The sequence below is a fragment of the Cyanobium sp. N5-Cardenillas genome (assembly GCF_024345515.1).
Classification (GTDB): Bacteria; Cyanobacteriota; Cyanobacteriia; order PCC-6307; family Cyanobiaceae; genus Cyanobium.
Map to the genome: position 1 here is coordinate 1 of NZ_JAGQBG010000068.1, position 13,008 is coordinate 13,008.

The following is a 13,008-nucleotide window of genomic DNA, read 5'->3' on the forward strand; positions in this document are numbered from 1 at the left end:
CGACGCCGCGGCACTGGCGGCGGCGGTGAGCCGGCGGCGCAATTGCGCCATCATTTCCCATCCCGACGCGGGTAAGTCCACCCTCACCGAGAAACTGCTGCTCTACGGGGGGGCCATCCAGCAGGCCGGGGCGGTGAAGGCCAAGGGGGAGCAGCGCAAGGTGACCTCCGACTGGATGGAGCTGGAGAAGCAGCGCGGCATCTCGATCACCTCCACGGTGCTCCAGTTCGACTACGCCGGCAGCACGATCAACCTGCTCGACACCCCCGGCCACCAGGACTTCTCGGAGGACACCTACCGGACCCTGGCGGCCGCTGACAACGCCGTGATGCTGGTGGACGCGGCCAAGGGCCTGGAACCGCAGACCCGCAAGCTGTTCGAGGTCTGCCGGATGCGGCGGATCCCGATCTTCACCTTCATCAACAAGATGGACAGGCCGGGTCGGGACCCGCTGGAGCTGGTCGATGAGATCGAGCAGGAGCTCGGGCTGGCGTGCTGGCCGGTGAACTGGCCGATCGGCAGCGGCGACCGGTTCCGCGGCGTGATCGACCGGCGCACCCAGGATCTGCTGCTGTTCGAGCGTGCCGAACGGGGCCGGCAGAGCCTGGAGCGGCGCCTTGCTCCCGGCGATCCCGACCGCAGCGAGCGGGTGGAGGCGGAACTGCTGGAGCTGGCCGTGGAGGAACTGGAACTGGTGGAGTGGGCCGGAGCGGAACTGAATCTGGCGAGGGTGCACGCCGGTGAACTGAGCCCGGTGTTCTTCGGTTCGGCGATGACCAACTTCGGTGTGCGCCCCTTCCTCGATGCCTTCCTGGAGCTGGCCCAGCCCCCGGTGGCCCGGGAGAGCGACCAGGGACCGGTGGATCCCCTGCGGCCGGAGTTCAGCGGCTTCGTCTTCAAGCTGCAGGCCAACATGGATCCCCGCCACCGGGACCGGGTGGCCTTCGTGCGGGTCTGCAGCGGCCGTTTCGAGAAGGACATGAGCGTGCGCCATGCCCGCAGCGGGCGCACGCTCCGCCTGTCACGCCCCCAGAAGCTGTTCGGCCAGGACCGGGAGGTGGTGGACGACGCCTACCCCGGCGATGTGATCGGCCTCAACAACCCCGGCATGTTCGCCATCGGCGACACCCTTTACACTGGTTCCCGGGTGGAGTACGAGGGCATTCCCTGCTTCAGCCCGGAGATCTTCGCCTGGCTGCGCAACCCCAATCCCTCGGCGTTCAAGAGTTTCCGCAAGGGGGTGAACGAGCTGCGCGAAGAGGGGGCCGTTCAGGTGCTGTACGACACCGACCCCAGCAAACGGGATCCGATCCTGGCGGCGGTGGGCCAGTTGCAGCTCGAAGTGGTGCAGTACCGGCTGGAGAACGAATACGGCGTCACCAGTCGGCTGGAACCGCTCGAATTCAGCGTCGCCCGCTGGGTGAGCGGCGGCTGGCCGGCCCTGGAGAGCGTCGGCCGCCTGTTCAACTGCAAGACCGTCCGCGATGCCTGGGACCGGCCGGTGCTGCTGTTCCGCAACGACTGGAACCTGCACCAACTGCAGGAGGACCATCCTGAGCTGGAGCTGCATGGGGTGGCGCCGGTGGTGAGCGGCGTGGAGCCGATCGCCCTGTGAGCCGGGGGGCGCCATCGGCCGCAACGGGAGGAAACCCTCCCTCGCGGCAGCCGATCGGAGGGGGCAGAATGAAGCAACAATTTGTCACGCCGCAACGGACGGTCACAGCGATGCCTCGATCCGTGACGCCATCCCCGCTCTGGCTGGTGCGCCCCCGCAGCGACGGGGGCAGTGATTACGTCAGTTTCCAGCCCTCGCAAGGGGCCGTGGAGATGCGCGAAGGCAGCCACCTCCCCCCTCAGATGCCCCTGCTGAAGCGGCGCCGTTCGCTGGCGATCGAGGAGGCGGAGGCCTGCCGACGCCGACTGCAACAGGAAGCGGGATATCACCGCAGTGAACCGCTTTTTTAGCCTCGTCTCGATACGCTCGGTGGTATGAACCAAGGATCCGACCAGCCGCAGCCGGCCCCTGACGCCTCCGATCCCTACGAGCGGCTCGGCGTTGCTCCCGATGCCTCCTTCGACACCGTCCAGGAGGCGAAGCTGGCGCGGCTGGACGAGGCCGGCGACGACCCCTTGGTCCGCTCCCGCATCGAAGCCGCCTACGACGCGGTGCTGATGGACCGCCTGAAGGAACGCCAGCAGGGCCGGGTCAGCAGCGCGGCCCGCTCCGCCTCCCAGCGGGAGCAGGCATCCCCACCCCCGAGCCGGCCGGCCCTTTCCGCCCTGCCCAGCCTGCCCCAGCTGCCCCCCTCCCGCCTTCCCCGCCCCAGCTTCTCCCTGCCCCAGCTGCAGCTGGCCACGGGAAGGGATCTCTGGTTCCCACTGGCGGCCGATGGCGTGCTGCTGCTGCTTCTCGTGCTGATGCCCGGAGCCGCCCCCGAACTGTTGACGGCCCTGGCCACCGGCGTGACCCTGCTCAACCTGCAGCGACGCCACGGCAGGTTCCTGGCGGCGGTGGGCTGGTCGTTTGCCCTGCTCTGCCTGGGGCTGGTGCTGGGCGGTCTGCTGGCGGGAGGTCTCGGACCCTCCATCAGCGCATCGCTGCCGGTGACCACCCTGCAGCTGCAGAGCTTCCCGGCCATCCTGCTGCTGCTGCTCGGTGCCCTGCTGATCGCCTGATCCGGCCAGCCCGTCCTGGTCCGGTTCAGGCCACCGGGGCCAGCTCGTCGATCAGCTCCTGCAGCTCGGGGGCCTCCACTCGGTAGACCTCATTGCAGAAATGGCAGGTCAGCTCGGCCTGGCCATCCTCAAGAAGCATGGCGGTGAGCTCATCGCGGCCCAGCAGCTTGAGGACGCTGACGCTGCGGTGGCGGCTGCAGGGGCAGTGGAACTGGACGGGCTGCCCGATCGAGCCCGCCTCGAGGGGCTGGGGATCGAGGTCCGGAAAGATGTCCTCGAAAAGGGCGTGGAGCTGGTGGGCATTGGCGGCGAGCCGCTCGCTGAAGCCGCTGATCTCCCGGCAGCGCTCCTCCAGCAGCGCCACCAGGGCCGGTTCCCGCGCCGCCTTCGGCAGCACCTGCACCAGCACCCCACCGGCACAGCGGACGCCGGTGCTGTCGATCGTCTCGCCCACGAACAGGGCCGAGGGGGTCTGCTCGGAGTGGAGCAGGTAGGAGGCCACGTCCTCACCGATGCCGCCACTCACCAGCTCAACGGTGCTGCTGAAGGGTTCCCCCTGGCCCCGGTCCCGCACCACGTGCAGGTAGCCGGTGCCCGTGGCACGGCGGAAGTCGAACCGGTGGCCGCCGGCCCCATCCGTCAGCAGATCCAGCTCCAGTTCCGGCCGGCCCACATAACCGCGCACGGTGCCATCCCGCCCCGCATCCACCATCAGGCCCCGCAGGGGGCCATCAGACTGAATGCGCAGGTTGACCCGGCCATGGGCCACCTTCATCGAGCTGGCCAGCAGCAGGCCCGCCGTCATGGCGCGGCCCAGAAGGGCTGTGGTGAGGAAGGAGAGCCCGTGGCGATCGCTGGCCTGGCGGATGGCGGAGGTGGTGGTAACCGCCACCATGCGAATGCCACCGCCGGCACCGGTGGCCCTCAGCATGCGATCTCCCATCAAGCCGTCCCCTGCGATCCGGTGGTCATCGTAAGGAGCCGGAATGCAGCGCCTCCAGGGGCCTGAGGGTTCCCTGCTCCAGCCGCCAGCCCCGCTCAACCACCCCCCGGAACAGTTCCGGTTCGTGGGTGACCACCAACAGAGCCCGATCCCTGGCGAGGTCGGCGATCAGCTGGAGCACCTCCTCCCGCACGGTCCAATCGAGGCCGGCGGTGGGCTCATCCAGCAGCAGCACCTGGGCATCGCGCACCAGCTGGACCGCCAGGGCCAGACGACGCTGCTGGCCGCCGCTGAGCCGCTCCGGCGGCTGCTGCAACGAGAGGCTGCCAAGACCCACCTGCTCCAGGACCGCCTCGGCCTTCTCGGCCGTGAGGCGGCGCTGGCCCAGCTTCAGCTCCTGGCCCACCGTCAGGCCAAGGAAATGGCGTTCCGGGAACTGGAACACCAGGCCGCACAGCCAGCGGCGCTGACGGCTGCTGAGAGCTTCGCCCTGCCAGAGAAAGCGACCGGCATCGGCTTCGGCCAGACCGCAGATCACCTCCAGCAGGGTGGTCTTGCCGCTGCCGCTGCGGCCGGCCACCAGGGCCGGGGATCCCGCCTTCAACTGCAGGGAGACGTCGGCCAGCACCGGCGCCGGCGCCGTAGCGGGGTGGTACCGCAGTCCCAGGACATCGAGCATGGCACCAGCATGCCGTCCGGCGCCGCGGCGGTGGAGCGTGTTGGATGGGGGGAGTTGCGCGCCGTTCGCCCCCTCTCCCCATGGATGTCCGATTTCGCGAGGTGGATCCGTTCAACTGCTGGATCTGGCTGCACTTCGCCGACCAGCCGGGTGCTGCCGAGCGGGGCTATGTGGAAACGGCGCTCGACAGCTGGTTCTTTCTGGGCAAGCTGGGAGCCTTCAACGCCGAGAACCTGCAGACCCATGAAGGTGGCGTGGATCTCGGCTGGCTCGCCTACGACAGCGAGTCGGCGGAACGCTGCCTGCCGGCCCTGATGCACAACATGGGGCCGATGGAGTACCAGGACGACTGGGCACGCTGCTGGGTCGACCTGGGCACCAGCGATGCCCTGGCCCTGGATGTGCTCATCAACGCCCTGCGCCAGCTCGACAACGACGTGCTGGAAATCACCGAGCTGGTGATCGGCGGACTGAACGAGGACTGGCCGATCGAGGACGAGCCCGAAAGCCCGTTCTTCGGGGACTGATGGGGCGGGAACTGCGCCGGTTGCTGATCGACCCGGAGCGGATCGCCGCCCTGGCCGATGGCGGGGGCCAGGAACTGCCCTGGCTGGCGCTGGAGCCCCAGGAAAGCCACTACCTGGAACGGGTGCTGCGCTATCGGCCCGGCGATCGGCTGGCGCTCGTGGACGGCGTGGGCCAGCTGTGGACGGCGTTGATCGAACCGGAGCGGCGGCTGCGCCTGGAGCAGTCCCCGGAGTGCCCCCTGCGGCGGGAGGCGCCGACCACGGCGCCCCTGGAGCTGGCCATGGCCATACCGAAGCGGGACGCGGATCTGGTCTGGCGCATGGCCACCGAACTGGGGGCCGACCGCCTCCAGCCGCTGCTGGCCGAACGGGGTGCCCCCGGTGAGCGCTGCCCGCTGGAACGCTGGCGGGGGATCGTGCGGGAGGCCACCGAGCAGTGCGAACGGCTGTGGCAGCCTCAGCTGGAATCCCCGTGCTGGGCCGGGTCCTGGCTGGGGCGGCCGGTCCCTGGCATCGCCCTGCTGGCCACCACCCGGCGGGACGCCCTGCCGCTCTGCAGCCAGCGGCTACAGCACCTGGCCGAGGGGGCAAGCGACCGCGCTCTGGCCGCCGGGATCCGGCTGGCGATCGGGCCGGAGGGGGGCTGGAGCCCCGACGAAGAGGAACAGGCCGAAGCGGCCGGCTGGCAGCCCGTCAGCCTGGGGGACGCGATCCTGCGGACCGCCACCGCCGCGGTGGGCGGGGTGGCCCTGCTGGCCGACTGGCGGGCGCTCAGGACCGCATCATGCCGGCCGCCATCTCCTTGAACACCCCGAGATTGGCGCCGGGGGTGCGGCGCTTCATCGGGGTGGCCCCACCCGCTGTGACGCAGTCGGGAGCGAAGGTGGCCAGGGACGGGGCGGGGCGAAGCGCCTCGGCGGCGGCCAGTTCGGCAGCGATCGCCTCGGCGGTGGTGAGGCCCGAGACAGGGGGAAGGGAGGCGTCCGCCTCCGCTGGCGTGGCGGGCTGGGCCTGAGCTGCCTGGGGGGCCACCTTGGCCTCGGGCTTCGGCTCGGCCTTGGGGGGGGCCACCAGCGCCGGGGGGTCGTTGCCTTCGCCGCCACCCAGATCAAGGAAGAACTTGGGTCGTTTGAAGACCATCGGAGGGCAGCACCGGATGCAGGGATTATCCGTCGAGACCGTCACCCGGGGGCGGCTCGCTTAGATCTGTGCAACACAGTCGGGTCGTCGTCATGGTGTTGCTGCCGCCCCAGGACCCCTCGCAGTGGCTGGCGGCCCTGGCGATCAACGGCCTGCTGATCGCGCTCTGCCAGCGACTCCCCCTGCTGACGCCGGCCGGCTGGGTGCACGCCGGGGTGCTCGGCACCCTGCTGGGGGGAAGCCTGGGCTGGCGCGGCTGGCTGGCGGTGGTGGCCTATCTGGCCCTTGGCAGCCTGGTGACCAAGCTGGGTTTCCGCCGCAAGCGGGAGCTGGGGCTGGCGGAGGCCCGCGACGGCCGGCGGGGGCCGGAGAACGTCTGGGGCTCGGCCCTGGTGGGCACCGTGCTGGCCTTGCTGGCCTGCCGGGCCCCGGCGGCGGCGGTGCCCGTGCTCCTGGCTGGCTTCGCCGCCAGCTTCGCCGCCAAGCTCGCGGACACCTTCGGCAGCGAAATCGGCAAACGCTGGGGTCGGCACACGGTGCTGATCACCAGCCTGCGGCCGGTGCCCGCAGGCACCGAGGGGGCCATCAGCCTCGAGGGCACCGCCGCCAGCCTGGTGGGCAGCGGCCTGATGGCCCTGGTGATGCTGGCCCTCGGGCTCATCCATGGCTGGCCCATGGCGCTGCTGGTCGGCGGCGTCGGGCTGGTGGCCACCCTGGCCGAAAGCGTCGTGGGTGCCAGCCTTCAGCAACGCTGGGGCTGGCTCAGCAATGAGCTGGTCAACGGGCTTCAGACCCTGCTGGCGGCCCTGCTGGCGATGGCGCTGGTGCCGTGGCTGTCGCCTGGGCTGGGCTGAGGGCCTGCTGGCGCCAGGCGATGGCGGCGCGCCGCAGGCGATCGAGAACGGCATCGCAGCGGCGTTGGGCCTGGCGGGCCGGCATGCCGAGCTGCCGGCCCAGCTCCACCCAGGTGCAGCCCACATCGATCCGGCCCACGAGCAGCTGCCTCTCCCGGGGATCGAGATCCGCCAGCTGCTGGCGCAACCACTGGCGCTCGGCGCTGCGGGCCTCGCTGGCGACCACCAGCTCCTCGTCGTCACCGGAGCCGGCAGGAGACGCCAGCAGATCCAGCAGGCACCTGGCCGCGTCGGTGTTGCCACCGTCCTGACCGAGAGGGGCATCCAGGCTGCGCACCCTGCCGGCGCTGCGCACCTGCAGGGCCTCCTCAAGCCGGGCCGGATCGCAGGCCAGGCGAGCGGCGAGAGCGGCGGGAGGCAAGGGCTCCAGCCCCTTGCGGCGCCGGGCCTCCTGCAGGCTCAGCACTTGCTGGTGCAGATCCCACAGGGGCCGGGGCGGGCGCACCATGGGCTGGCGATCCCGCCGCTCCCTTCGGATCGCCCCCTGGATGTAGGGCACCGCGAAACTGCTGAGGCTGACGTTGCGATCGGGATCGAAGGCCTCGACCGCCCGGATCAGGCCGAGGCTGCCCACCTGGGCCAGATCCTCGAAAGCCAGGCCGGCGTCGGCACCCTGGCGGCCGGCGATGGAAAACACCAGCGGCAGGTTGTCCTCCACCACCAGGTTGCGCCAGCGCAGCCGGCTGCGGGGATCGGTGGCGGCGGCGAAGGCCTTGAGCCGGCGACGGTTTCGGCTCTGACGATCGACGATCGCCTCGGGGAAGTCGCGGCAGCCCGGGCAGAGGTCCGGCTGCGGCGCCCGGCGGGTCGCCAGCAGCGCAGGGGCCGGTGGAGGGGGTGGCGGAGGGCGATCCATAGCGGTGAATCCAGCGGGGTCCGTTTCTTCAGAGTCGCTGCAGGCAGGCAGCGGAGGTTCACCGGATGGGAGGAGTTCCCTTCCTCCGATCGGGTGATGCCATCGGGGCCGGCAGGGTGCATCGCTCAGGGCGCTGACGGCCGGACCCAGGGATCAGAACGCCGTCGTCACGCTGCTGTGGGGGGCCAGTTCGGCCCACTGCAACAGGGCGCTCCAGCCACGCAGGCGTCGGTAGAGCTGGGCGTGGCCATCGCCGTTGAGGTGCAGGCCGTCGCTGCACAACCCTTGCAGCCACAGGGGATCGGCCAGCAGACCATCGAGCAGGGGCAGGAACGGCACATCCGCCTCCATGCAGGCTTCCTCCAGCAGGCCTTCGTAGCGCCGCACGCTGGCCAGCTCGTACCAGAGCATCCCGGCGAAGGGCATCACGGCCTCATCCACCGGCGTGAGACCCAGCACGAACACCGGCGCGATGGCCTGCAGCCGGGGCAGCAACTGCTGAAGGCCGAACAGGAAGGCCTCCGGTGCCAGCTGGAAGCGGCCGTCGGGTCGCCCCACCCGGGCCGTGTCGTTGAGGCCGATCGAGAGCAGGATCCCCTGGGGTCGCTGGCGGCGCAGCTCGCCCCGGTGGCTCACTTCCGCCTCGGCGCGGGCCGCCAACCGCTCCAGGCCGTCGCCGCGCACTCCCAGTCCGTACAGCACCGGCCCCTGGGGCAGGTCCATCCAGTGGCGGCGCAGGCGCTCGCACCAGCCGCCCTGCTCCGGATCGCCCCAGCCGTACACCCCGCTGTCGCCGAGCACCACCAGCTTCTTCGGCACCGGCATCGGTGCGGCCGTCCGGGTGAGAGGGTCCAGCACCGGCGGGGCGCTCAGAGGCTGGCGCCGAAGCGCCGCAGCCGCTCCAGACCATCGTCGATCGTGGCGGGGGAGGCCGCGCAGGACAGGCGGATGCAGCGGTCGTCGCCGAAGGCGGCTCCGGGCACCACCGCCAGGCCCACCTCCTCCAGCAGCCGGCCACAGAGGGTCATCGAGTCGAGACCCCAGGCGCTCAGGTCAGGGAAGGCGTAGAAGGCCCCCTCGGGGGGCAGCAGCTTCAGGCCCTGGATCGCCATCAGGCCGTCGCTGAGCCGGGCCCGGCGGCGGCTGAACTCGGCCGCCATCTCCTGGACGCAGTCGCGGGAGCCGCTGATCGCCGCCAGGGCGCCGTACTGGGCGAAGGTGCAGACATTGCTGGTGCTCTGGCTCTGCAGGGCGCTGGCGGCGGCCACCACGTGGCGGGCGCCCGCCAGCCAGCCGATGCGCCAGCCGGTCATGGCCCAGCCCTTGGCGAAGCCATTGACGATGAAGATGCGCTCGGCCAGGTCGGGCGCCACGGCCGCCAGGCTGTGGTGCTGATGGCCGGGGGAGAGCAGCATCTCGTAGATCTCGTCGCACACCACCGCCAGGCCGGGATGGCGACGCAGCACGGCGGCGATCCCCTCCAGCTCGGAGCGGCTGAGCACCATGCCGGTGGGATTGGAGGGGCTGTTGAGCACCAGCAGCCGGCTGGCCGGGGTGATCGCCGCCTCCAGTTGCTGGGTGCTGAAGCGGAAGCCGCCGCTGGCGTCGGTGTGAAGACAGCGGACGCTGGCGCCGGCCAGCTGGGCCATTTCCGGGTAGCTCAGCCAGTAGGGGGCCGGCAACAGCACCTCGTCACCGGGATTGAGCAGAACCTGGAACAGGTTGTAGAGGGCCTGCTTGCCGCCGTTGGTCACCAGCACCTGCTCGGCCCGGGTGGGGACACCGTTCTCCTGGCTCAGTTTGGCGGCGATGGCCTGGCGCAGCTGGGGTTCGCCCGCCACCGGCCCGTAACGGGTGTGGCCGGCCTCCAGGGCCTCGGCCGCCGCCCGGCGGATGAAGGCGGGGGTGTCGAAATCGGGCTCACCGGCGCTGAGGCTGCAGATGTCCTTGCCGTCGGCACGCAGCTCACGGGCCTTGGCGGTGATGGCGAGGGTGAGCGACGGCTGCAACGCCTGCGCCCGGGCGGAGAGCGACAACGGGGCCGGCATGGCGGTGTGAGACGTCTGGAGAGCGCGATTCGGCAATCCGGCCATCTTGCCCTACGCCCTGCGGCCATGGCCAAGAATGGCGCGATGGCCGGCGATCCCCTGCAACCGTCCCTCCTGGGTGAGGCTGTCGCCGCCGGTGATGCACCCGGCCTGGAAGGGCTGCAGCGGAGCTGCCAGGACTGCCGACGCTGCGGCCTGGCCGCAGGCCGCCAGCAGGTGGTGATCAGCCGGGGCGATCCGGCGGCCCGGCTGATGGTGATCGGTGAAGGGCCCGGCGCCCAGGAGGACGCCAGCGGCCGGCCGTTCGTGGGGCGGGCCGGCCAGCTGCTCGACCAGATGCTGGCCAGCGTGGGGCTGGACAGCGAGCGGGATGCCTATGTCTGCAACGTGGTGAAGTGCCGCCCCCCCGACAACCGCAAACCGACCGCCCAGGAGATGGCGGCCTGCGCCCCCTGGCTGGCCGTTCAGATCGCCGCCGTGGATCCCGCCATCGTCCTGCTCACCGGGGCCACGGCCCTGGAGGGGGTGCTGGGCATCAAGGGGGGCATCTCCAGGCTTCGCGGCCAGTGGCACCCCTGGCAGGGCCGCTGGGTGATGCCGGTGTTCCATCCCTCCTATCTGCTGCGCAATCCCTCGCGGGAGCAGGGCTCCCCCAAATGGCTGACCTGGCAGGACCTCAAAGAGGTGCAGCGACGGCTGGAGCTGGACCAGCCGCCGCCACCCACTTTGTGACAGGCTTTGGCCACCACCGGCCCACGCACGATGACCGGCACCCTGGCCACACCCACCACCTCTGCCCCGGGGACCTCCCCCCTTCCGGCCGACTGGGCCAGTGACCCCCGCTTCGAGACGGTGATCCGGCGCCGGCGGACGCGCAGCGTCCGGGTCGGCGACATCTGGGTGGGCAGCGAGCACCCCGTGGTGGTGCAGTCGATGATCAACGAGGACACCCTTGACGTGGCGGGGGCCACCGCCGGCATCCGCCGGCTGCACGAGGCGGGCTGCGAGATCGTGCGACTCACCGTGCCGAGCCTGGCCCATGCCAAGGCGGTGAGGGAGATCCGCCAGTGGCTGGAGGACAGCTACCAGCCGGTGCCCCTGGTGGCGGACGTGCACCACAACGGCATGAAGATCGCCCTGGAGGTGGCCCAGCACGTCGACAAGGTGCGAATCAATCCGGGCCTGTACGTGTTCGACAAGCCCGATCCCAACCGCACGGAGTTCACGGCCGAAGAGGTGGCGGCCATCGGTGAGCGCATCCAGACGACCCTCGAACCGCTGGTGAGCCTGCTGAAGGAGCAGGACAAGGCCCTGCGCATCGGCGTCAACCACGGCTCCCTGGCCGAACGGATGCTGTTCACCTATGGCGACACGCCCCTGGGGATGGTGGAGAGCGCCATGGAATTCATCCGGCTCTGCGACCGGCTCGACTTCCACAACATCGTCGTGTCGATGAAGGCGTCCCGGGCCCCGGTGATGCTGGCGGCCTACCGGATGATGGCGTTCCGCATGGACGCCGAGGGCTTCCACTACCCCCTGCACCTGGGGGTCACCGAGGCGGGCGACGGCGACTACGGCCGCATCAAGAGCACCGCCGGCATCGCCACCCTGCTGGCCGAGGGCCTGGGGGACACGATCCGGGTATCGCTCACCGAGGCACCGGAGAAGGAGATCCCCGTCTGTTATTCGATCCTGCAGGCCATGGGGCTACGCAAGACGATGGTGGAGTACGTGGCCTGCCCCAGCTGCGGCCGCACCCTGTTCAACCTGGAGGAGGTGCTGCATGTGGTGCGCAATGCCACCGCCCACCTGACGGGGCTCGACATCGCCGTGATGGGTTGCATCGTCAACGGCCCCGGCGAGATGGCGGATGCCGACTACGGCTACGTGGGCAAGACCCCCGGCACCATCTCCCTCTACCGGGGGCGGGAGGAAATTCGCCGGGTGCCGGAAGCCGAGGGGGTGGAGGCGCTGATCGCCCTGATCAAGGAGGACGGTCGCTGGGTCGACCCCTGACCGGGGAGCCCACACCTGGCAGCGGCGCTACCTTGGATTCACGTTTCAGACTCCCTTGAGGATCGCCACCATGGGAAGAGCTCGCGCCACTGTCGTGGTGCTGGTTGGTCTCGGTGCCTGTGCCGCCACGGCGGTGATGGCCAGGGATATGGTGCTGACCCCCACCGGAACCGTGTCGATCAGCGACAGCCCCAAGGAGGTGATGGATCAGGCCTGGCAGATCGTCTTCCGGGACTACCTCGACACCACAGGGAAATACACACCGGAACAGTGGCGCAAGCTGCGTCGCAGCGTGCTGTCCAAGAGCTACAGCACCCCCAAGGATGCCTACGAGGGCATCCGCGGCATGCTCGGCACCCTTGACGATCCCTATACCCGCTTCCTGGATCCGCGGGAATTCAAGGAAATGCAGATCGACACCTCCGGGGAGCTCTCCGGGGTGGGCATCCAGCTGAGCGTCGACAAGGAGACCAAGGAGCTGGTGGTGATCTCCCCTATTGAGGGCTCACCGGCCTCCCGGGCCGGCGTGCAGCCCAAGGACGTGATCGTCTCGATCGACGGCAAGAGCACCAAGGGGATGAGCACCGAGGACGCGGTGAAGCTGATCCGCGGCAAGGCGGGCACCACGGTGAATCTGGTGCTGCGCCGCAAGGGCCAGAACCTCGACACCCCCCTCACCCGGGAGCTGATCGAGATCCATGCGGTCAACCATCAGGTCAACACCGCCCCCGACGGCACCAAGATCGGCTACATCCGCCTGAAGCAGTTCAGCGCCACCGCCACCAAGGACATGCGGGCGGCCGTCCGGGACCTGGAGGCCAAGGGTGTGCAGGGCTACGTGCTCGACCTGCGCAGCAACCCGGGCGGTCTGCTGGTGGCGAGCGTCGAGATCGCCCGCCAGTGGATCAACGAAGGCATCATTGTCTCCACCAAGACCCGTGACGGCATCCAGGACGTCAAGCGCGCCACCGGCCAGGCCCTGACCACCAAACCGATGGTGGTGCTGGTGAACGAGGGTTCGGCCAGCGCCAGCGAGATCCTCTCCGGCGCCCTGCAGGACAACAACCGCGCCGTGCTGGTGGGTCAGAAGACCTTCGGCAAGGGGCTGGTGCAGTCGGTGCGCGGCCTGTCCGATGGCTCCGGCATGACCGTGACCATCGCCAAGTACCTCACCCCCCGGACTCGGGACATCCACAAGCACGGCATCAA

The 13,008-nt window shown here is 70.0% G+C and carries 15 protein-coding genes; 9 read left to right on the forward strand and 6 right to left on the reverse strand.

The annotated features are described in order from the left end of the window. Nucleotides 1-13: 13 nt before the first annotated feature. The 3 genes from KBZ04_RS07345 to KBZ04_RS07355 all read left to right on the forward strand — a co-directional run bounded on the left by KBZ04_RS07345 (nt 14) and on the right by KBZ04_RS07355 (nt 2,676). Nucleotides 14-1,615, forward strand: coding sequence for a peptide chain release factor 3 (locus tag KBZ04_RS07345; protein ID WP_254991307.1), 1,602 nt, complete (start codon nt 14-16; stop codon nt 1,613-1,615). Nucleotides 1,616-1,725: 110 nt separating this feature from the next. Beyond that, the gene (locus KBZ04_RS07350; protein ID WP_106220086.1) at nt 1,726-1,965 is read left to right on the forward strand and encodes a hypothetical protein; all 240 of its coding nucleotides are present in this window, start codon (nt 1,726-1,728) and stop codon (nt 1,963-1,965) included. Nucleotides 1,966-1,989: 24 nt separating this feature from the next. Next, complete coding sequence (locus KBZ04_RS07355; RefSeq protein ID WP_254991295.1) at nt 1,990-2,676, forward strand: CPP1-like family protein; 687 nt, start codon at nt 1,990-1,992, stop codon at nt 2,674-2,676. A 25-nt stretch (nt 2,677-2,701) separates the two neighbouring features. Here the strand turns inward: KBZ04_RS07355 and hslO are convergent, their stop codons facing one another. Together hslO and KBZ04_RS07365 are read right to left on the reverse strand one after the other, a co-directional pair. Further along, a complete protein-coding gene (gene hslO, locus KBZ04_RS07360) occupies nt 2,702-3,619 on the reverse strand; it encodes an Hsp33 family molecular chaperone HslO (RefSeq protein ID WP_254991296.1) in 918 nt (305 codons plus the stop codon). Between the two features lie 25 nt (nt 3,620-3,644). Beyond that, entirely contained in the window at nt 3,645-4,298 is a 654-nt protein-coding gene (locus KBZ04_RS07365; RefSeq protein ID WP_254991297.1) for an ABC transporter ATP-binding protein, read from the reverse strand. An 80-nt stretch (nt 4,299-4,378) separates the two neighbouring features. Here KBZ04_RS07365 and KBZ04_RS07370 point away from each other — a divergent pair, with 80 nt between their 5' ends. Continuing rightward, entirely contained in the window at nt 4,379-4,825 is a 447-nt protein-coding gene (locus tag KBZ04_RS07370; RefSeq protein WP_254991298.1) for a DUF3531 family protein, read from the forward strand. Continuing rightward, nucleotides 4,825-5,631: a 16S rRNA (uracil(1498)-N(3))-methyltransferase gene (locus KBZ04_RS07375; RefSeq protein ID WP_254991299.1), complete on the forward strand. Its 807-nt coding sequence runs from the start codon at nt 4,825-4,827 to the stop codon at nt 5,629-5,631. Before KBZ04_RS07370 ends, KBZ04_RS07375 begins: the two co-directional genes overlap by 1 nt. On the opposite strand, the gene KBZ04_RS07380 is transcribed toward KBZ04_RS07375, so the two are convergent. Then, on the reverse strand, nt 5,597-5,965 hold the full coding sequence (locus KBZ04_RS07380; protein ID WP_254991300.1) for a hypothetical protein: 369 nt from the start codon (nt 5,963-5,965) through the stop codon (nt 5,597-5,599). The two genes, KBZ04_RS07375 and KBZ04_RS07380, sit on opposite strands and share 35 nt — an antisense overlap. Before the next feature lie 92 nt (nt 5,966-6,057). On the opposite strand from KBZ04_RS07380, the gene KBZ04_RS07385 reads away from it, so the two are divergent. Then, nucleotides 6,058-6,819 carry a DUF92 domain-containing protein gene (locus KBZ04_RS07385; protein ID WP_254991301.1) on the forward strand — a complete coding sequence of 254 codons (762 nt, stop codon included), beginning with the start codon at nt 6,058-6,060 and terminating at the stop codon, nt 6,817-6,819. Here the strand turns inward: KBZ04_RS07385 and KBZ04_RS07390 are convergent. The 3 genes from KBZ04_RS07390 to KBZ04_RS07400 all read right to left on the reverse strand — a co-directional run bounded on the left by KBZ04_RS07390 (nt 6,743) and on the right by KBZ04_RS07400 (nt 9,783). Further along, the gene (locus tag KBZ04_RS07390; RefSeq protein ID WP_254991302.1) at nt 6,743-7,735 is read right to left on the reverse strand and encodes a sigma-70 family RNA polymerase sigma factor; all 993 of its coding nucleotides are present in this window, start codon (nt 7,733-7,735) and stop codon (nt 6,743-6,745) included. The genes KBZ04_RS07385 and KBZ04_RS07390 overlap by 77 nt on opposite strands. 153 nt (nt 7,736-7,888) lie before the next feature. Continuing rightward, nucleotides 7,889-8,560 (reverse strand): GDSL-type esterase/lipase family protein, encoded by a 672-nt coding sequence (locus KBZ04_RS07395; RefSeq protein WP_254991308.1) that lies wholly within the window; start codon nt 8,558-8,560, stop codon nt 7,889-7,891. Nucleotides 8,561-8,604: 44 nt separating this feature from the next. Next, a complete protein-coding gene (locus KBZ04_RS07400; protein WP_254991303.1) occupies nt 8,605-9,783 on the reverse strand; it encodes a pyridoxal phosphate-dependent aminotransferase in 1,179 nt (392 codons plus the stop codon). Nucleotides 9,784-9,849: 66 nt separating this feature from the next. On the opposite strand from KBZ04_RS07400, the gene KBZ04_RS07405 reads away from it, so the two are divergent. The 3 genes from KBZ04_RS07405 to KBZ04_RS07415 form a co-directional block, all read left to right on the forward strand. Next, nucleotides 9,850-10,515, forward strand: a complete 666-nt coding sequence (locus tag KBZ04_RS07405) for a uracil-DNA glycosylase family protein (protein ID WP_254991304.1) — start codon at nt 9,850-9,852, stop codon at nt 10,513-10,515. A gap of 30 nt (nt 10,516-10,545) precedes the next feature. Further along, nucleotides 10,546-11,799, forward strand: a complete 1,254-nt coding sequence (gene ispG / locus KBZ04_RS07410) for a (E)-4-hydroxy-3-methylbut-2-enyl-diphosphate synthase (RefSeq protein WP_254991305.1) — start codon at nt 10,546-10,548, stop codon at nt 11,797-11,799. Between the two features lie 70 nt (nt 11,800-11,869). After that, nucleotides 11,870-13,008: S41 family peptidase (locus KBZ04_RS07415; RefSeq protein WP_254991306.1), on the forward strand; the 1,139-nt coding region annotated here is incomplete at its 3' end.

Coding starts and splice junctions, on each gene's coding strand:
- KBZ04_RS07350 (WP_106220086.1), top strand. CDS start 1,726: ATGCCTCGATCCGTGACGCCATCCCCGCTCTGGCTGGTGCGCCCCCGC.
- KBZ04_RS07355 (WP_254991295.1), top strand. CDS start 1,990: ATGAACCAAGGATCCGACCAGCCGCAGCCGGCCCCTGACGCCTCCGAT.
- hslO (WP_254991296.1), bottom strand. CDS start 3,619: ATGGGAGATCGCATGCTGAGGGCCACCGGTGCCGGCGGTGGCATTCGC.
- KBZ04_RS07365 (WP_254991297.1), bottom strand. CDS start 4,298: ATGCTCGATGTCCTGGGACTGCGGTACCACCCCGCTACGGCGCCGGCG.
- KBZ04_RS07370 (WP_254991298.1), top strand. CDS start 4,379: ATGGATGTCCGATTTCGCGAGGTGGATCCGTTCAACTGCTGGATCTGG.
- KBZ04_RS07375 (WP_254991299.1), top strand. CDS start 4,825: ATGGGGCGGGAACTGCGCCGGTTGCTGATCGACCCGGAGCGGATCGCC.
- KBZ04_RS07380 (WP_254991300.1), bottom strand. CDS start 5,965: ATGGTCTTCAAACGACCCAAGTTCTTCCTTGATCTGGGTGGCGGCGAA.
- KBZ04_RS07385 (WP_254991301.1), top strand. CDS start 6,058: ATGGTGTTGCTGCCGCCCCAGGACCCCTCGCAGTGGCTGGCGGCCCTG.
- KBZ04_RS07390 (WP_254991302.1), bottom strand. CDS start 7,735: ATGGATCGCCCTCCGCCACCCCCTCCACCGGCCCCTGCGCTGCTGGCG.
- KBZ04_RS07395 (WP_254991308.1), bottom strand. CDS start 8,560: ATGCCGGTGCCGAAGAAGCTGGTGGTGCTCGGCGACAGCGGGGTGTAC.
- KBZ04_RS07400 (WP_254991303.1), bottom strand. CDS start 9,783: ATGCCGGCCCCGTTGTCGCTCTCCGCCCGGGCGCAGGCGTTGCAGCCG.
- KBZ04_RS07405 (WP_254991304.1), top strand. CDS start 9,850: ATGGCCAAGAATGGCGCGATGGCCGGCGATCCCCTGCAACCGTCCCTC.
- ispG (WP_254991305.1), top strand. CDS start 10,546: ATGACCGGCACCCTGGCCACACCCACCACCTCTGCCCCGGGGACCTCC.